The sequence below is a fragment of the Sphingomonas fucosidasi genome (assembly GCF_036663855.1).
Taxonomy (GTDB): Bacteria; Pseudomonadota; Alphaproteobacteria; order Sphingomonadales; family Sphingomonadaceae; genus Sphingomonas; species Sphingomonas faeni_B.
Window position 1 is genome coordinate 218,210 of record NZ_JAXOJR010000001.1, and the last position, 18,005, is coordinate 236,214.

Annotated in this window: 13 protein-coding genes; 6 read left to right on the forward strand and 7 right to left on the reverse strand. The window is 67.0% G+C overall.

The window, feature by feature from the left end:
• Positions 1 to 52: 52 nt before the first annotated feature.
• Positions 53 to 1,261, reverse strand: a complete 1,209-nt coding sequence (locus U1737_RS01085; protein WP_332795268.1) for a cation:proton antiporter — start codon at positions 1,259 to 1,261, stop codon at positions 53 to 55.
• Positions 1,262 to 1,499: 238 nt separating this feature from the next.
• Here U1737_RS01085 and U1737_RS01090 point away from each other — a divergent pair, with 238 nt between their 5' ends.
• Positions 1,500 to 2,420: a right-handed parallel beta-helix repeat-containing protein gene (locus U1737_RS01090; RefSeq protein ID WP_332795269.1), complete on the forward strand. Its 921-nt coding sequence runs from the start codon at positions 1,500 to 1,502 to the stop codon at positions 2,418 to 2,420.
• A 430-nt stretch (positions 2,421 to 2,850) separates the two neighbouring features.
• Here U1737_RS01090 and U1737_RS01095 read toward each other — a convergent pair whose 3' ends face one another.
• Complete coding sequence (locus tag U1737_RS01095) at positions 2,851 to 4,482, reverse strand: alkaline phosphatase family protein (RefSeq protein ID WP_332795270.1); 1,632 nt, start codon at positions 4,480 to 4,482, stop codon at positions 2,851 to 2,853.
• A 108-nt stretch (positions 4,483 to 4,590) separates the two neighbouring features.
• Here U1737_RS01095 and U1737_RS01100 point away from each other — a divergent pair, with 108 nt between their 5' ends.
• From U1737_RS01100 to U1737_RS01115, 4 genes are all read left to right on the forward strand, one after another.
• Entirely contained in the window at positions 4,591 to 6,636 is a 2,046-nt protein-coding gene (locus U1737_RS01100; RefSeq protein ID WP_332795271.1) for a protein-disulfide reductase DsbD family protein, read from the forward strand.
• 229 nt (positions 6,637 to 6,865) lie between these two features.
• A complete protein-coding gene (locus U1737_RS01105; RefSeq protein ID WP_187502436.1) occupies positions 6,866 to 8,392 on the forward strand; it encodes a circularly permuted type 2 ATP-grasp protein in 1,527 nt (508 codons plus the stop codon).
• Entirely contained in the window at positions 8,392 to 9,327 is a 936-nt protein-coding gene (locus U1737_RS01110) for an alpha-E domain-containing protein (RefSeq protein ID WP_332795272.1), read from the forward strand. Before U1737_RS01105 ends, U1737_RS01110 begins: the two co-directional genes overlap by 1 nt.
• Positions 9,327 to 10,136 carry a transglutaminase family protein gene (locus U1737_RS01115; RefSeq protein WP_248521047.1) on the forward strand — a complete coding sequence of 270 codons (810 nt, stop codon included), beginning with the start codon at positions 9,327 to 9,329 and terminating at the stop codon, positions 10,134 to 10,136. The genes U1737_RS01110 and U1737_RS01115 overlap by 1 nt, the downstream gene beginning before the upstream one ends.
• 233 nt (positions 10,137 to 10,369) lie before the next feature.
• Here the strand turns inward: U1737_RS01115 and U1737_RS01120 are convergent, their stop codons facing one another.
• Both U1737_RS01120 and U1737_RS01125 read right to left on the reverse strand, forming a co-directional pair.
• Entirely contained in the window at positions 10,370 to 11,146 is a 777-nt protein-coding gene (locus tag U1737_RS01120) for an arginyltransferase (RefSeq protein ID WP_332795273.1), read from the reverse strand.
• Between the two features lie 140 nt (positions 11,147 to 11,286).
• Complete coding sequence (locus tag U1737_RS01125; RefSeq protein WP_332795274.1) at positions 11,287 to 12,546, reverse strand: threonine ammonia-lyase; 1,260 nt, start codon at positions 12,544 to 12,546, stop codon at positions 11,287 to 11,289.
• Between the two features lie 203 nt (positions 12,547 to 12,749).
• Here U1737_RS01125 and U1737_RS01130 point away from each other — a divergent pair, with 203 nt between their 5' ends.
• Positions 12,750 to 14,456, forward strand: coding sequence for an amidohydrolase (locus U1737_RS01130; protein WP_332795622.1), 1,707 nt, complete (start codon positions 12,750 to 12,752; stop codon positions 14,454 to 14,456).
• 18 nt (positions 14,457 to 14,474) lie between these two features.
• Here the strand turns inward: U1737_RS01130 and U1737_RS01135 are convergent, their stop codons facing one another.
• From U1737_RS01135 to U1737_RS01145, 3 genes are all read right to left on the reverse strand, one after another.
• Positions 14,475 to 15,362 (reverse strand): acyl-CoA thioesterase, encoded by an 888-nt coding sequence (locus tag U1737_RS01135; protein ID WP_332795275.1) that lies wholly within the window; start codon positions 15,360 to 15,362, stop codon positions 14,475 to 14,477.
• Positions 15,363 to 15,490: 128 nt separating this feature from the next.
• Complete coding sequence (locus U1737_RS01140; RefSeq protein WP_332795276.1) at positions 15,491 to 16,618, reverse strand: acyl-CoA dehydrogenase family protein; 1,128 nt, start codon at positions 16,616 to 16,618, stop codon at positions 15,491 to 15,493.
• 141 nt (positions 16,619 to 16,759) lie between these two features.
• Positions 16,760 to 17,941 (reverse strand): acyl-CoA dehydrogenase family protein, encoded by a 1,182-nt coding sequence (locus U1737_RS01145; protein ID WP_332795277.1) that lies wholly within the window; start codon positions 17,939 to 17,941, stop codon positions 16,760 to 16,762.
• Positions 17,942 to 18,005 lie beyond the last annotated feature (64 nt).

The following is an 18,005-nucleotide window of genomic DNA, read 5'->3' on the forward strand; positions in this document are numbered from 1 at the left end:
CTGGCAAGCGCCAGCCACCTCCCCCTTGCGGGGGAGGATTGCAGGGGGGCCCTCAGCCACTCTTCCCCACCAGCCCCGCCAGCTTCTTCAACTTCGGCGCGACCATCGGCACGGTCAGCATGGTGCTAGCCAGCGCCATCAGCAGCAGCGCGGTGAACGTCTCGTTGGTGATGATCTTCTTATCCAGCAGGATGTTGACGAAGATGATCATGATCAGCGCCTTGGTCTGGAGCAGCCAGCCGATCGCCGAGGCCTCGCCCGGCCGCCATTTCAGGATCCGTCCGGCGGCGTGAACCCCCATGAGCTTGCCGCCGACCGACGCGACCAGCAGCAACGCCGCCGCGCCGAACACCGCGAACCCGCCGACCGCCCATTGCGTCTTCAGGCCGGTCGACAGGAAGAACACCGGCATCACCGCGAGCAGCACGAAGTGGCGGAACTGGTCCATCCTTGCCGTTGTAAACCATTTCGAATCGAGCACCGCGCCCGACAGGAACGCGCCGACCATGAAATGCAGCCCCGCCCAGTCCGCCGCGAACCCGCACCCGGCCAGCCAGATCAGGCTGACATACCAGCGGTCGCGCTCCTCGATCATCCCCATCAGTTTCCGCACGATCAACGTCGCCACCGCGAACCCGACCAGGAAGCCGCCCTGCCGCCCGACGCGTTCCCAGTCGAGCAGGATCAGCGCGAGCACGCCCCAGATCGCGATGTCGTCGAGGCTGGCATAGCGTAGGATTCGCTGGCCGATCGGTTCGCGCAGGATCTCGAGCTTTTCGAGGAAGAGGACGAGAATGGGGAGGGCTGTGACGGCGCAGGCCATGCCGATGCCGAGCACCACCTGCCACGTCGCGCCGTCCGGCCCGCGCCAGCCGGGGTAGCGCAGCATCAGCGCCGCCGCGATGCTGCCGGTTACCAGTGGCACCGCGAGCGCGAGCCCTGCGGTGACGCCGGTCTCGCCGCGCCGCTTCCACGCCTCGCCGAGGTCGAGCTCGATGCCGGCGACCCAGACGAACATCATCACCGCCCACCATGCCACGCCGTTGAGCGAGCCCAAGGTCGCGGGCGTGAAGATCGTCGCATAATAATCGGGATATGCTGCGCCGAGCACGCCCGGACCGAGCAGGATGCCACCGATGATCTGCACGACCACCAGCGGCGCCCAGTAATCGGTCCGCCCGAGCCGCCACACCAGGTACGGCACCGTGAAGATGATGATCATCGCAAGGAGGAAGACCTCCGTCGGCGTCATGGCGTGCATGTGATCCCCCTCGCACGGCAGTTTCCCCCACCGTATCGTTTCGGTCGCGGTAGTAATCGGTTGCGACCGCGGCGGCAATCTACGCACGCGACGATCCGGCGATCGTGGCGCCGATCTTTACGCTGCGTCATTTCGGGACACGGGTCGCGCGCGCGCGCGGATCGGCTCGCCGAACGTCCGCATTCCGTGCGATTGAAGGCCATGCGCCGCAAAGGCCGGCGGAGGAGGATTTTTTCCGATGAAACCATCGTTGCTGGCGCTCACGCTGTTCGCTGCCCCCGCCTTTGCACAAGGCGCAGCGCCGTTCACGGTGAACGGGCAGGGGTTTGCGACGCTGCAGGACGCGGTGTCGTCGATCCGCATGGGCACCGCGACGATCCTGATCGCGCCCGGCACGTACCGGCAATGCGCGGTCCAGGCCGGTGGACACATCACCTTCAAGGCGGTGCAGCCGGGCACTGCGATCTTCGAGAAGGTGGCGTGCGAGGACAAGGCGGCGTTGGTATTGCGCGGGCAGGGCTCGGTCGTCGATGGCCTCGTCTTCCGCGGCTACCGCGTCTCGGACGGCAATGGCGCGGGGATCCGCACGGAGATGGGCGACCTGACCGTCACCAATGCGATGTTCCTCGACAGCCAGGAGGGCATCCTCGGGGGCGAGCCCGTCGGCCAGACGATCACGATCGACCATTCGACCTTTGCCGGGCTGGGTCAGTGCGACGAATCGCCGAGCTGCTCGCATGCGATCTATCTGGCCAACAAGGGCCGCGTGACGATCACCAATTCGCGGTTCGAACGCGGGACGGGGGGGCATTACGTCAAGCTGCGCGTTCCGACCGTCTCGATCACCGACAACAGCTTCGACGATACCGCGGGGCGCAAGACGAACTACATGATCGATCTGCCCGACGGCGCCACCGGCCTGATCGCCCGCAACACCTTCGTGCAGGGGCGCCAGAAGGAGAACCACACCGGGCTGATCGTGGTCGCCGCGGAAGCCAAGACGTACCGGTCCACCGGGTTGCGGGTTGAGGGGAACGACGCACGGCTTTCACCGGGGGATGGTACGAGCCCGGCGTTCATCGCGGATTACAGCCATGATAAGCTCGCGCTGGGGGCGAACCGGCTTGGGGCCGGATTGCGGGCGTTCGAGACGCGGTGAGTGGCGGTTGGGCAGCGAAGCAGGGAATTGCTCAACCTCCGGCGTTGCCGCACCGCCACACCGCCACACCGCCACACCGCCACACCGCCACACCGCCACACCGCCACACCGCCACACCGCCACACCGCCACACCGCCATATGGTCACTCCGGCACTCCGTCACGTCCCACCGCCGTCACCCCAGCGAAAGCTGGGGTATCGCCGTTGGGACGGGTCGCGCGCGTCACGGGAGATCCCAGCTTTCGCTGGGATGACGGATTAAGGGGGATGACGGATTAAGGGGGATGTCGGAGGGGCGGCGGATGGCGCAACCGACGAAGCGGAAGCACCGCGCCCGTCCAAAAGCTTGTTCTCCCGAGAAGGCGGGAGCCCAGACTGGGCTCCCGCCTTCGCGGGAGAACAAGCTTGCTGGGCTACCTTAAGACCGACCCTAGTTCGGACAGGTGCTAGCCGCCCCCGGATCGAGATCCAGGCATCGCCCGTCCAGCCCGTTCACCGGCAACCCGATCGTCGCCGCGAGCGTCGGCACGATATCCACCGTCTCGACCGACAACGGCTGCTCGAACCCCGTCATGCCCTTGCGCCAGAACAGGATCGGCACGCGGCGATCGTAATCCCAGGGCGACCCGTGCGTCTCGACATACCCCCCCGCCGGCGACACGATCGTCGTCACGCGCGCCTTTAGCAGTACCACCAACTGCCCCGACCGATCCGGATCGAACGACGCACGCGCGCGCTCGATCAACGTCCAGTTTTCAGGCGGGGTCTTCGCCATCGGCGTCGCCATGATCTCGGCGGCGGAGTACGCCCCCGCGATCTGCGGCATCGCACGATAGCGGCGCAGCGCCTCCGCCAGCACTTTTGCGCGCGTCTTCTCCGGCAGCGTGTCGGCGATATAGACGTCGCCCTCGGTCCCGAGCAGCACGCTTCCGGGGAGCCCCAGATCCTTGGCGATCGCGGTGCCGACCTGCTTGGCCAGCACGTTCTCGTCCATGTGCGCCTCCATCGGCATCGCGCGCTGCTGCTGGCGCTCGGTCGCGTCGTGCGCGCCGTGATCGGCGGTCAGTACGACCTCGTAGTCGACCCCGGTCTCGTCCATCACCGCGAAGAAATCGCCGAGCGTCTTGTCGAGCTGCGCCATCTGGATGCACATCTCCGAGCCCTGCGTGCCGTAGGTGTGGCCGATATAGTCGGTCGCCGACGCGCCGATATCGATGATGTCGGTCTGCGGCCCCTTGCCGAGCTTCATGTCCTGAACGAGTGCTGCGGCCATCGCGAACACCGCGGCGTCCGACGCCGGCGACACGCGGAAGCCCTTGGCGTCTCCCGCCGCGCGCTCGAAGCGACCCTGGCCGTAGGTCTTGCCCGCGATCACGATCGGATGGTTCACGCCCGCGCAATAGCCGGGCAGCGGCAGCGCTTCCTGTGGCTTGGCGATCAGCGCGGCGACCGCGTCGCGCGTGCGCTGGACGGCGGGCGGCACCGCGCGGCCGGCATAGGATACATAGGTCTTGCCGTCCCACCACCAGAGTTCGTCGACCTTGTGGCCGCCCATCATCACCGCGGCGCGATCCTTGCCCGCGACCGACACCGACCGGGTGCGTGGATCGCGCGCCTTCATCATCTCGCCGAGCGTCGGCACCTTCAGATGCATGTCGGACACGGTGTAGCTGTCGTGCGTGCTACCCGTGACGCGCTCGTCCTCCGAGCAATAGACGATCTTGTCGGGCCGCCCGGCGCGCTGGTCGACCCAGTTGTTGGCGATGATGCCGGTATGCGCGGGCCGCATTCCGGTCAGGATCGTCGAGTGGCCGGGGCACGTCTCGGTCGCCGCATGGCTCTGATAGCCGCTCGGGAACACCGCACCGTTCAGCAGTCGCATAAAGCCGCCGGTATAATGGTTGCGATATTGCTGGAACAGGTCGGCCGCAAACTGGTCGACCGAGATCGCGACGATCAGCTTCGGCGGGGTCGTTGGAGTTGCCGCAGGCGCAGACGGCGCGGTCTGGGCGGAGACCGAGGCGGCCGAAGTCAGCAGGAGCGCGGCGATAAGTGCTTTCACGAACAGTCCTTTAGCCAGCAACGACCACCGAGCGGGGCCGTCGCTTTGAAGTGCAATACGACACGGTCACCGCTATGGCTTTGCGCGATGAACGAAACAAGGATGGCCATGCGCAGTTTACGTTGCGTCCTGATGACGGTTTTGCTCGCCGTCTGCGGACTGGCGAGTGGGCCTGCGCTCGCGGAATCGCTCAACGGCTCGAGCCAGCATCTGTCGATGCGGCTGGTCGCGGAAAGTGATCGGCCCAAGGCCGGCGCACCGCTGACGATCGCGCTCGCGACGACGCCCGAGCAGGGCTGGCACGGCTATTGGCGCAACCCCGGCGATGCAGGTTTCCCGGCGACCTTCGACTGGACGCTGCCGGCGGGCGCGAAGGCGGGCGAGCCCGAATGGCCGGTACCGACGACGCTGCTGATCGCGGGCTTGATGAACTATGTGTACGAAGCGCCCTATGCGCCGCTCGTGACGATCCGGATCCCGGCGGGGCTGGCCGCGGGGGCAAAATTCCCGATCCGTCTGAAGACGAGCTATCTCGTCTGCTCGGCGACGATCTGCGTGCCCGAGGAGCAGGCGCTGTCGCTCGACCTGACCATCGGCGACGGCGCGCCGTCACAACAGGCGGCATTTGCGGGCTGGCGGCAGGCGATCCCTAAGCCGCTCGACGCGGGCGCGACCTATGCGGCGGCCAACGGGACGATGCGGATCGCGGTGCCGTTCCCGGCGAGCGCGAAGGCCGACAAGGCGTATTTCTTCCCGGTCACCACCGGCGTGATCGAGAACGGCGCCGCGCAGAAAGTGACCCGTGACGGCGACCGCCTTACGATCGAGACGAAGGTCGCGGCGAATGCCAAGACCGGCGGCCCCATCGAGGGCGTGCTGCGGATCGGCGATGGGCAGGGGCTGGGCGTCAAGGCGACTCCCGGCGCCGTGGTCGGCAGCAGTTCAAGCACGGGGACCAGCGAAAGCATCTGGCTGACCGCGTTAATCGCGTTCGCGGGCGCGGTGCTCGGCGGGCTGATCCTGAATATCATGCCGTGCGTGTTCCCGATCCTGAGCCTCAAGGCACTCAGCCTCGCCCGCGGCGGTGCGAGCGAGAAAGACGCGCGCGGTGAGGCGCTCGCGTACACCGCAGGCGTCGTGCTGGTCTGCCTCGGGCTTGGCGCCGCAATTCTGGCCCTGCGTGCAGGCGGCTCGGCGGTCGGCTGGGCGTTCCAGTTGCAGCATCCGGCGGCGATCGTCGTCCTGTTGCTGTTGAGCGTGGCGATCGCGTTCAATCTTGCCGGGCTGTTCGAGGTGCCGACGCCGCGCTTTGCCGGCGAGAGCGGCGCGAGCGGGGCGTTCGCCACCGGCGCGCTGGCGGCGTTCATCGCGACGCCGTGCACCGGGCCGTTCATGGGTGCGGCGCTCGGCGCGGCTCTGGTGCTGCCGTGGCCGGCGGCGCTTGCCGTGTTCGGCGGGCTCGGGATCGGCTTGTCGCTGCCCTTCCTCGCGATCGGGTTCGTGCCCGCGTGGCGGCGGTGGTTGCCGAAGCCCGGCGTGTGGATGGAAACGTTTCGCCACATCCTGTCGGTGCCGATGTTCCTGACCGCGATCGCGCTCGGCTGGGTGCTCGGGCGGCAGACCGGGGTCGATACGCTGACGCTGGCGTTGGTCGCGGTGCTGGCGGTCGGCGCGGTGCTCTGGGTCGGTGGCACCCGCCAGCGCAAGGGCAAGTCGTTCGGCGTCGCGGTACAGGTCGCGCTGGCCGTGGTGTTCGTCGGCAGCGCGGTTCTGATCGCGCGAGCGCCGCCAGCGTCGGCGAAGGTCGCGACCGCTGGCGACGAGCCATTCACCGAGGCAAAGCTCGCCTCGTTGCGCGCGGAAAAGCGTCCGGTGTTCGTGTATTTCACCGCCGACTGGTGCCTGACGTGCAAGGTCAACGAGAAGGCCGCGATCGACACGGCGGGCGTTCGGGACGCGTTCGCCAAGCATAAGGTCGCGGCACTGATCGGCGACTGGACCGACGGCGACCCGGTGATGGGCCGCTTCATCCAGGCCCATAACCGCGCCGGGGTGCCGTTGTACCTGTATTACGCACCGGGTGCTGCCGAGCCGACCGTGCTGCCGCAGGTCCTGACGCCGGGCTTGCTCGAAGGGCTGGGGCGCTTAGGCTGATTGCCAATCCTCCCCCGCGAGGGGGAGGTGGCGCCGAAGGCGACGGAGGGGGAGGGGGCGATAAACGCCGTTGCGTGTCCTCCCCCTCCGACTGGCAAGCGCCAGCCACCTCCCCCTGGCGGGGGAGGATCAGAGACCGCAGGTCAGTCAGTCATATTCTTGACTTGTGCAGCGCAGCGAAGCGTTGCAGCATGGAACCGTAACGCTTGATGGGGAATTGACCGTTCCGATGGGGAAACAGGCGTTCGACGAAATCATGGGGACGCCGGGCGATACGACCGCTCGTCCCGAACTCGCGGCTCTCGGGCATTGGATCGAGGAGACGCCCGACGCCGAGCTGCGCCGTCGGCAGGAAGCCGCCGAGACGACGTTCCGCCAGCTTGGCATCACCTTCGCGGTGTACGGCGAGAACGAAGCGGCCGAGCGGATCATCCCGTTCGACATCGTCCCCCGCGTGTTCCTCCACGACGAATGGACCCGCCTTTCGGAAGGCCTCGTCCAGCGCGTCGAGGCGATCAACGCATTCCTCAACGACATCTATGGCGAGCGCCGCATCCTGAAGGAGGGCATCCTTCCCGAGGACCTCGTGCTCGGCAACGCGCAGTTCCGCCCCGAGATCGCCGGCATCCGCCCGCCGCACGGCGTCTGGGCGCATATCTGCGGGATCGATCTGGTCCGCACCGGGCCCGACGACTTCTTCGTGCTCGAAGACAATGCGCGCACGCCGTCGGGCGTCAGCTACATGCTGGAAAACCGCGAGGCGATGCTGCGGCTGTGCCCCGAGCTGTTTCGCGAGTTCCGCGTCGCGGCGGTCGACAGCTATCCCGACCTGCTGCTCGAGACGATGAAGTCGGTCGCGCCGCACGGTACGGGTTCTAACCCGACCTGCGTGCTGCTGACCCCCGGCCACTACAACTCCGCCTATTACGAGCACAGCTTCCTTGCCGATTCGATGGGGATCGAACTCGTCGAGGCGGCCGATCTGGTGGTCGACGACGACATCGTCTGGATGCGGACGATCGCGGGGCGGGTGAAGGTCGATGTGATCTATCGTCGCATCGACGACGATTATCTCGATCCGCTCGTGTTCCGCCCGGACTCTGCGCTCGGCGTCCCCGGACTGATCGCGGCCTATGCGGCAGGTAACGTTGCGATCATGAATGCGCCGGGCAACGGCATCGCCGACGACAAGGCGATCTACAGCTACATGCCCGACATCGTGAAATTCTATTCGGGTGGCGAGTGCAAGCTGCGCAACGTCGAGACGTGGCGCTGCCGCGAGCCGCAGGCGCTGAAGTACGTCCTCGACAATCTCGAGGACGTCGTCGTCAAGCTGGTCGACGGCTCGGGCGGCTACGGCATGCTGGTCGGCCCGACTGCGTCGAAACAGGAGATCGAGGATTTCCGCGCCGCGTTGATTGCGGAACCGCATCGCTACATCGCGCAGCCGACCTTGGCGCTGTCGACCGTCCCGACGATGGCCGATGGCGGCCTGTCCCCACGCCACGTCGACTTCCGGCCGTTCGTACTGAGCGGATCGAAGGGCGTGCAGGTTGTGCCCGGCGGTCTTACCCGCGTCGCGCTCAAGGAAGGCTCGCTGGTGGTGAACTCCAGCCAGGGCGGCGGGACCAAGGACAGTTTCGTCCTGATGAAGGATCAGTCGCAGCGGATGGGAGCGGGCGGGATGACGCAGACGATGGGCGGCATGTCGCAGACGCTCGGAACGATCCTGCCGTCGCCGGGAGCGAATAGCTGATGCTCTCGCGTACCGCATCGTCGCTCTACTGGCTCGGCCGCTATTTCGAGCGTGCCGACTTCATCGCAAGGCTGGTCGAGGCCACGGTGCGTCTCGACGTCCTCTCGTCTCAGCCAGCGGGCGAGGCGGCCTGGGCCTCCGCGCTAGCCGTCACCGAAACCGAGGAGCCGTTCGCGACGCTCGGCGGCAATCTCAGCCAGACCGAAGTCGTGCGCTTCCTGACGCTCGATTCGAGCCACCCCGGCTCGATCGTCCGCTGCGTCGACATGGCGCGCAACAACGCCAAGGCAGTCCGCACCGCGCTGACCCGCGAGGCATGGACCGCGATCAACCGTGCATGGCTGCTGTTCGAGAACCGGACGACGCCGCGCAGCACGACCGACCAGATGAATCTGGTCGAGGCGGTGAAGACCGAGACGCGTGGCTTCGAGGGCGCGGTGCACCGGATGCTGCGCAACCAGACGACGTGGTTCATCCGGCTCGGCCAGGCGGTCGAGCGCGCGGACAACACCGCGCGGCTGCTCGACGTCAAATACCATATCCTTCTGCCCGAGGGTGAACGGCTCGGCGGGGCGATCGATCGCGATCAGTGGACGACGATCCTCCAGACCGTGTCCGCGGTGACTGCCTATCGCTGGCTCTACAATGAAGGGCTGCGCCCGGCCGACGTGATCGACCTGCTGCTCGCGCGCGCGGAATTGCCGCGCAGCCTGGCGGCGTCGGTCGAGGAGACGGTCGACGTGCTCAACCTGCTGGCGAAACGCACGGGCAATCACGGGGAGGCGGACAGGATGGCACGGATGCGCGCATCGCGAATGGCCAAGACGCGATCGGGCGAGGTCATCGCCTCGGGACTGCACCAGTATCTGCAGGCCTTCATCGCTGAGAACGCGCTGCTTCACGGCGCGATCGGCCGCCAGTTCAAGTTCCAATAATGCGGTTGTCGATCGATCATCACACGATCTACCGCTTCACCCAGCCGCAGGGCCGGCTCGTCCAGATGCTCCGGCTGACTCCCGAGAACACGCATGACCAGACCGTGGCGTCGTGGCGCATCGACGTCGATTGCGACGCGCGGTTGCGGCCGGGGCGTGACGGCTTCGGCAACGCGGTGACGATGCTGTATGCCGAGGGGCCGGTCGACGGAATAGAGATCACCGTCAAGGGCGAGGTGCTGACCAGCCACTCGGACGGCGTGCTGCGCGGCGTGCACGAGACGTTGCCGCCCGCGTTGTTCCTCCGCGCGACCGAGGCGACCGCGCATGATCCGGCGATCGCCGAGTTCGCCGCGGATGCCGTGGTCGGCGCGCGTGATCGGATCGGCGCGCTCCACCGGCTCAACCGGGCGTTGCACCAGCAGTTCGTGTTCGATGCCGGTCGCCCCGAGCCGGGTCTCACCGCGGGCGCTGCGTTCCGCAAGGACAGCGCCACGCCGCGCGACATGGCGCAGATGTTCGCGGTCGCCGCGCGGTCGCTGGGGGCGCCGGCACGGTATGTGTCAGGCTATCATCACACCGATTTCGAGGTGGTGCATTTCCCGACCCCGCATGGCTGGGCGGAGGCGCATGTCGACGGGCTTGGCTGGGTCGGGTTCGATCCGTGCACGGGGATGTCGCCCGAGGAGCATTACGTGCGGGTCGCGATGGCGCTCGATGCGGCCGGGGCGGCACCGGTTGCTGGCTCGCGGCTGGGTGAGGGTGGCGAGGAACTCGACGTCGACGTGGTCGTTCAGCGCGAGGACTAAAGATTTGTCTCCCCGCGAAGGCGGGGATCCCGACTGGGCTCCCGCCTTCGCGGGAGAACGAGACGCCGCCCGCCGGTTCGTGGTATAACCACCCCGGCGAAGGCCGGGGCCCAATTGGCAAGGTGGTCGTAACGAAGGGCTATCCTCCGTTAGCAGCGTTTCCCAATTGGGCCCCGGCCTTCGCCGGGGTGGTCCGTTCTAGGGATCGGTGTAACTTCGCTAGAGCGGCAGTCTCAAACCAGCGCCGCAACCCCTTCCGGCTGCGTCACCAGATCGGCCTCCTCCAGCCGCCGCCACCCCGCCGGCCCCAAAACCTCCAGCGGCCGGTACCGCGTCTTGTATTCCATCCGCGGCGAGCCCTTTACCCAATACCCCAGATACACGAACGGCAGCCCGGCATCGCGGGCGCGGAGGATGTGGTCGAGGATGATGAAGTTGCCGAGTCCCGGCCGGTTCGCATCGTCGGCGGCGAAGAAGCTGTAGACCATCGACAACCCGTCCGCCTGCCGGTCGGTCAGGCACGCGCCGATCAGCCTTCCCTGCACACCATCGACCGATGGTTCGCGATATTCGACGATCAGCGAATTGACCGGCGAATGCTCGATCATGTCGGCATAGTCGTCCTCGTCCATGCCCGCCATGCCGCCGCCCGGATGGCGCGTGCCGAGATAGCGGCGGAGCAACTGGAACTGCTCGTCAGTCGCCCAGGCCTTGCAGGCGGTGATCTCGATATCGCCGTGCCGCCGCAGCAGCTTGCGCTGCGTCGCGTTGGGCACGAACTCGCCCGCGACGATCCGGACCGACACGCACGCGGTGCAGCCCGCGCAGGACGGGCGATACGCCACGCCCTGGCTGCGACGAAAACCGATCCGGCCGAGCGCGTCGTTCAGCTCGCCGGCATGCGGCCCGGTCAGTTCGGTGAACACCTTGCGCTCCTGCCGGCCCGGCAGATACGGGCACGGGGACGGGCTCGTGACGAAGAAGCGCGGAAAACGAAAAGGCGCAGTCACCGAACCAAATGTCCTTCAGGCAGGCGCGGGGAGCCGCGGTTTCGACATATGGTCGTAACGCACGCTACTGAAAAGCGGGTTTACCACGATAGAGCGTTAACGCCGTAAATTACGGCGCTACCACAATAATCGCCGATAGGTCAGGCGAGTTCGACGGTCGACGTCTCGTACCCGCCGGCGCGCAAGGCTCCCACCAGCCGGTCGAGATGCGCGCGGTCGCGGAGTTCGCATTCTATGTCCGTGATCAGGCCCTTCGCCGGCAGCGTGGTGAAGACGCGCTGGTGATAGATCTCGATGATGTTGACACGTTCCTGATCGAAGATCCGCGCAACATGGAACAGCGCACCGGGCTTGTCCTGCAACCGGATCCGCAGCCGCGCGAGACGACCCGACCGCGCCAGATCGCGCAACAGCACGTTGGCGAGCAGCCGCGTATCGATATTGCCGCCGCACAGTACGATACCGACGGTCTTCCCCGCGAACCGCTCGGGATGCGACAACAGCGCCGCCAGGCCGGCCGCACCGGCGCCCTCGACCACGGTCTTTTCGATCTGCAGCAGCAGGCTGACCGATTCCTCGAGGCTGCGCTCGCTGACCAATACGATATCATCGACCAGTTCGGCGACGATCTTCGCGGTGATCGCGCCCGGCTCCTTGACCGCGATACCTTCGGCGAGCGTGTCGCCGGCGCAGGCCATGTCGGTACCGTTGATGCGGTTGTACATCGACGGGAACAGCTCGGCCTGCACGCCGACGACCTCGATCGGATGACCACCGGGCGCTTCGCTCAAAGCCCGCGCGACCGTCGACATGCCCGAGATCAGCCCGCCGCCGCCGATCGGGATGACCAGCGTATCGAGTTGCGGCACGTCCTCCAGCATCTCGATCGCGACGGTGCCTTGGCCGGCGATGACGCGGGGGTCGTCGAACGGGTGGACGAAGGTGAAGCCGCACTCGCCTTCGAGGATGCGTGCGTGTGCGTAAGCCGCGTCGAACGTCTCGCCGTGCAGGACGACGTTGGCGCCGTGGCCTTCGGTCTGCATGACCTTCACGGTCGGCGTGTTGGTCGGCATCACGATCGTCGTCGGGATGCCCAAGCGGTTGGCGTGATAGGCGAGGCCCTGCGCGTGATTGCCGGCCGACGCGGCGATGACGCCCTTGGCGCGCGCTTCGGCCGACAGCTGCAACAGCGTGTTGAGCGCGCCGCGCTCCTTGTACGCCGCGGTGAACTGGAGATTCTCGAACTTCAGATACACCGTCGCGCCGGTCATCTTGCTCAGCGTCTTGCTGATCAGCGTCGGCGTGCGGACGATCGAGTCGCGGATCCGGTCGTGCGCGACGCGGACGTCGTCGATCGAGACGGGGAGGGTGGGTGCCGCTACGGCAGCGTGGGTAGCCATGTCCGACCCGCTAGACCATCTGGCGCGCGTGGGAAACACCGCTTATGCGCGGGGGCTATGGCAAAACTGGCAATTTTCGGCGAGGGGACGGCGCGCACGACGATCGCGCCGTATCCCGTGGCGACCAAGCTGCTCATAACGGCCGATAAATCACGCGGGGCCCGTCAATGCCCCGGCGCGCAAAAGTGGAGTGTATCGAAGTGATGCGTTTTCTGATCTCCACCGCCGCGCCAGCGCTGATCTCCACCGCCGCGCTCGCGCTGCTCGCCACGCCGGCGCTGGCCGACGGGATCGTCGACAACGTCAACGGCATCACCGTCGCCGACGGCGGCCGCGTGATCCATTTCAAGGCGATCCTGATCGACAAGGATGGCAAGGTCACGCGGCTCGTCCCCCCCGGCGAGGAAGCGCCCAAGCTCAGCCGCAAGGAATTGAAGAAGAACGCCGGCAAGCCGCTCTACGACTGGCGGATCGACATGGGCGGCAAGACCGTGCTGCCGGGTTTCGTCGACGCGCATGGCCATGTCATCGAGATGGGTTTCGGCGCGCTGTCGCTCGACCTGTCGATGACCAAGTCGCTCGAAGAAGCGAAGTCGCGGATCGCCGCGTATGTCGCCGCCAACCCCGACCGGAAATGGGTGATCGGCCGTGGCTGGAACCAGGAGGCGTGGGGGCTCGGTCGCTTCCCGACCGCGGCGGACCTCGAGTCCGTTTCCGGCGGGCACCCGATCTGGCTGTCGCGTGCCGATGGGCATGCCGGCTGGGCGAACCGCGAGGCGATGCGCGAGGCCGGCGTCACCGGCGCGACCGTCTCCCCTCCCGGCGGTCGGATCGAGAAGACTGGCGGCGCGCCTGCGGGCGTGTTCGTCGATGGCGCGCAGGCGTTGATCGAGAAGGTCGTCCCCCAGCCGCTCCCCAAGGAGCGCGATGCCGCCTTCCTGACGGCGCAGAGCATCCTGCTGCGCTACGGCGTCACCGCGGTCGCCGACATGGGCACGACGCTCGACGACTGGCTGACCTATCGGCGGATGGCGGACATCGGCGGGTTGCGCGTCCGTATCATGAGCTATGCGCTGGGTGTCGAGACCGCGAGCCGGATCGGCGGCAAGGGGCCGACGCCTTGGCTGTACAATGATCGCCTGCGGATGGGGGGCGTGAAGCTCTATGCCGACGGCGCGCTGGGCTCGCGCGGGGCGTGGCTGCTGAAGCCCTATGCCGACGCACCCGGTCAGTCGGGGCTTGGCTTCGTGACCGACGACCAGCTCCAGAACCAGATGAGCCGGGCGGCGATGGACGGCTATCAGGTCGCGGTCCACGCGATCGGCGACAGGGCCAACCAGATGGTGCTCGACGCGATCCAGGTCGAGAGCGAGACCTATACCGGCGACCGTCGCTGGCGGATCGAGCATGCGCAGGTCGTCGATCCGACCGACCTGCCGCGGTTCGGCAAGTTCGGCACGATCGCCTCGATGCAGCCCACGCACGAAACCAGCGACCGGACGATGGCCGAGGCACGGCTCGGGCCGAACCGCCTGGCGGGCGCCTATGCGTGGAAGTCGATGCTGGCCAACGGCGCCAAGCTTGCGTTCGGCACCGACTTCCCGGTCGAGAAGCCCGATCCGTTCGCGACCTGGGCCGCGGCGTTCACGCGGCAGGATGCCGATGGGCAACCGCAGGGTGGCTGGCAGCCGCAGGAACTGATCACGCGCGAACAGGCGTGGTGGGCGATGACGGGTGCGGCGGCGTATGCCGGGTTCGCGGAGACGAAGTTCGGTGCGCTCGCGCCCGGCCAGCGCGCGGATTTCATCATCGTCGACCGCGATCCGACAATGGCCTCGCCGACCGACCTGCGCGCGACGGTCGTGCAGGAGACGTGGATCGGCGGCGAGAAGGTCTGGACGCGCAAGTAACCCCGACGACGCACAGGTTTACTGGCGCATCCGGATCAGCCCTTCCTGCGCGACGCTCGCCACGAGGCGGCCGTCGCGCGCGAAGATCTTGCCGCGGTTGAATCCGCGGGCGTGGCCCGACCACGGGCTGTCACAGGCGTAGAGCAGCCAGTCGTCGGCGCGGAAATCCTCGTGCAGCCAAAGCGAATGGTCGAGGCTGGCGGTCTGCAGCCCCGGCGTGATCCAGTTCTTGCCATGCGGCAGGAGGGCCGTGCCGAGCAGCGCCATGTCCGACGCATAGGCCAGGATGGCACGGTGCATCGCCGGATCGTCGCCGATCGGCGCGACCAGGCGGAACCAGTTGGCGTAGTTGGGCTCCTGCGGGGCCGGATGGATCCAGCTGCGCGGGTTGACCGGGCGCACCTCGATCGGCCGCCACCGCAGCATGTGCGCGCGGAATTTCTCGGGAATGCCCTCGATATTCTCGAGCCGCAGGTCGCGATCGGAGCGGAGCGTTTCGGGCGCGGGGACATCGGGCATTACGTCCTGATGGTGCAGGCCCTCCTCGGGCATCTGGAACGACGCCGCCATGTTGAGGATCGGCTGGCCCTTCTGCATCGCGATCACGCGCCGCGTCGCGAAGCTGCGACCCTCGAAATCGCGGACGACGCGGTAGACGATCGGATAGTCCTCGTTTCCCGGCCGCATGAAATACGCGTGCAGCGAGTGCGCGGCCTTGGGGCCTTCGGTCGAGCGTTGCGCGGCCTGGAGCGCCTGCGCGATGACCTGCCCGCCGAACACGCGGCCGACGCCGCCGGGCTGGCGCTTGCCGACGTAGAGATCGGTATCGACCTCCTCGATTTCGAGCAAGTCGACGAGACCTTGGGCGAGTGCTTCGGGCGAGGTATCGGCGATATCAGTCGTCATGTGGAATCTTCACCTTTGTTCCCCGGCGGAGGCCGGGGCCCAGTTGGGAAGGCCGCAGTAACGGAGCACGGCGCCACACCGCAAGGTCCCCCCAACTGGACCCCGGCCTCCGCCGGGGAACGGTAAGGTCAAAACCCCGCCGCTACTGCCAGCCGGTCCGCGTGGAAGTTCGCATCCCCGAACATCTCGGCGAGCACGCGCGCGCGCTTCATGTAGAAGCCGATGTCGTATTCGTCGGTCATGCCGATCCCGCCATGCATTTGGATGCCCTCCTGCACGCTGAGCGTCGTCGCCAGCGCGGTCATCGCCTTGGCCACCGACACCGCCTCGTCCGCCCGATCGCTACCCTGGTCGAGCAGCTGTTGCGCCTTGAGAACGGCGGCGCGCGCGACCTCCATCTCCGAATACAGATGCGCGGCACGGTGCTGGAGCGCCTGGAAGCTACCGATCAGCGTCCCGAACTGCTTGCGCTCCTTCATGTAGCCGATCGTCATGTCCATCGCCCCGCCGCCGACGCCGAGCAGTTCCGCGGACGCACCGGTCCGGCCTGCGCGCAACAGGCGGTCGAGTGGCGTGCGGCCGGCGTCGACCTCGCCGATCACCGCGTCCGCATCGACCTCGACGCCCTCGAACTCCAGCCGCGCGGCCAAGCTCGAATCCGCGAGGCGTTCGGCGCTTGCCGTCAGCCCAGCGGCATCCTTCGGCACGGCGAAGAGCGTGATACCGTCCGTGTCGTTGTCCGACCCGCCAGTTCGCGCCGCGACGATGATCAGGTCGGCGGTGTGGCCATGCGTGACGAACCGCTTGGCGCCGGTCAGCTTGAACCCGTTGCCCGAGCGTTCGGCCTTCATCGCGACGGTGTCGCGGTGCTTGGCGCCCTCGTCGATCGCGAGCGCCGCGACGGTCTCGCCCGCGATGATGCCCGGGAACCAGCGCTTTGCTTGCCCCGTGCCCTTGAGCGCCTCGACCGCCGCGACCGCAGTGGACAGGAACGGGGAGGGCGACAGGTTCCGCCCGATCTCCTCCAGCACCACACCCGCCTCGACATGGCCGAGCCCGAGCCCCCCCTGGTCCTCGCCGATCAGGATGCCGGTAAAGCCCATCTCCGCGAACTGCTTCCACAGGTCGCGCGAGAAGCCGGTCTTGTCGTCGGCGTCTCGCAACGCGCGCATGTGACTGACCGGCGCATGCTCGGCGACGAAGTCGCGGATCGTGTCCTGAAGGACGGTCTGGTCGTCGTCTAGATACAATGGCATTTCGGGTTACTCCGTCGCCCCGGAGGCAGTCCGTCACCCCAGCGAGCGCTGGGGTATCGTGCGGCAAGGGGGCGCTTCATTACGAGGAGACCCCAGCTTTCGCTGGGGTGACGTGGTGGGGGCGGGTGGGGATCGGCTCGGTCAGGCCGGCAGTTCCAGGATCCGCTTGGCGATGATGTTGAGCTGGATCTCGCTCGTCCCGCCCTCGATCGAGTTCGCCTTGGTCCGCAGCCACGACCGCGGGATCGCCCCGCCCCTCGACCGCTCGCTGTCCCATTCGAGCGCATCCGACCCGCCCGCCGCCATCATCAATTCGTACCGACCCTTGTTCAGCTCGGTCCCGTAATATTTCATCATGCTCGGCTGCGCGGGATGCGCCTTGCCCGCTTTCAGCTCGTCGATAAACCGCTCGGACATCGCCCCGAACGCCTTCGCGCGCACCTCGAATAGCGCGATCGACGCGCGCAGCAACGGATCCGCCAGCCGCCCGTCATGCCCAAGGCCCACGGTCGCGATCGCGCCGTCGATCAACGGGTTGCCGCCGCTCGATGCGAGACCCATGCCCGAGATCATCTCGCGCTCGTGCCCGAGCAGGTATTTCGCGACGTCCCAGCCCTTATTCTCTTCGTAGACGCGGTTGACCTTGGGCACCTTCACATTGTCGAAGAACGTCTCGCAGAACGGCGAATTGCCGCTAATCAGCAGGATCGGCTTGGTCGACACGCCCGGCGAGGCCATGTCGAACAGCACGAAGCTGATCCCGCCCTGCTTCGAGGTCTTGTCGGTGCGGACGAGGCAGAAGATCCAGTCCGCCTTATCGGCGTAGGAGGTCCACACCTTCTGCCCGTTGACGAGATAATGGTCGCCCTTGTCCTCCGCAGACGTCGCAAGCCCCGCGAGATCGGAGCCCGCATTCGGCTCGGAATAGCCCTGGCACCAGCGGATTTCGCCGCGCGCGATCTTGGTCAGGTGATCGAGCTTCTGCTCCTCGGTGCCGTATTTCAGCAGTGCCGGCCCGAGCATCGAGATGCCGAACGAATTGAGCGGGTTGCGCGCCTTTATTGCCGCCATCTCTTCGCGCAGGATCTTGGTCTCGGCGGGCGAGAGTCCGCCGCCGCCGTAAGCCTTGGGCCAGTCGGGAACCGTCCAGCCCTTGGCCGCCATCTTGTCGAGCCACTCCTTCTGCGCGGGCGACGACGGTTTGAACTGGCGCCCGCCCCAGCAGACGTCGTCCTCCGAGCGCACCGGCTTGCGCATCTCGGGTGGGCAATTCTCCGCGAGCCAGGCGCGGGTTTCGGTACGGAAGCTGTCAAGGTCGGTCATGAGCGCATCCTGTCCTCTGTTCTCTGTCATCATCTCGTCCGTTCCCTCGTCTCCCGTCACCCCA

Excerpts from the sequence above, each read along its gene's own strand:
- U1737_RS01115 (WP_248521047.1), top strand. The coding sequence starts at position 9,327 with ATGCGGTTGTCGATCGATCATCACACGATCTACCGCTTCACCCAGCCG.
- U1737_RS01105 (WP_187502436.1), top strand. The coding sequence starts at position 6,866 with ATGGGGAAACAGGCGTTCGACGAAATCATGGGGACGCCGGGCGATACG.
- U1737_RS01125 (WP_332795274.1), bottom strand. The coding sequence starts at position 12,546 with ATGGCTACCCACGCTGCCGTAGCGGCACCCACCCTCCCCGTCTCGATC.
- U1737_RS01140 (WP_332795276.1), bottom strand. The coding sequence starts at position 16,618 with ATGCCATTGTATCTAGACGACGACCAGACCGTCCTTCAGGACACGATC.
- U1737_RS01085 (WP_332795268.1), bottom strand. The coding sequence starts at position 1,261 with ATGCACGCCATGACGCCGACGGAGGTCTTCCTCCTTGCGATGATCATC.
- U1737_RS01145 (WP_332795277.1), bottom strand. The coding sequence starts at position 17,941 with ATGACCGACCTTGACAGCTTCCGTACCGAAACCCGCGCCTGGCTCGCG.
- U1737_RS01090 (WP_332795269.1), top strand. The coding sequence starts at position 1,500 with ATGAAACCATCGTTGCTGGCGCTCACGCTGTTCGCTGCCCCCGCCTTT.
- U1737_RS01100 (WP_332795271.1), top strand. The coding sequence starts at position 4,591 with ATGCGCAGTTTACGTTGCGTCCTGATGACGGTTTTGCTCGCCGTCTGC.
- U1737_RS01110 (WP_332795272.1), top strand. The coding sequence starts at position 8,392 with ATGCTCTCGCGTACCGCATCGTCGCTCTACTGGCTCGGCCGCTATTTC.
- U1737_RS01135 (WP_332795275.1), bottom strand. The coding sequence starts at position 15,362 with ATGACGACTGATATCGCCGATACCTCGCCCGAAGCACTCGCCCAAGGT.
- U1737_RS01130 (WP_332795622.1), top strand. The coding sequence starts at position 12,750 with ATGCGTTTTCTGATCTCCACCGCCGCGCCAGCGCTGATCTCCACCGCC.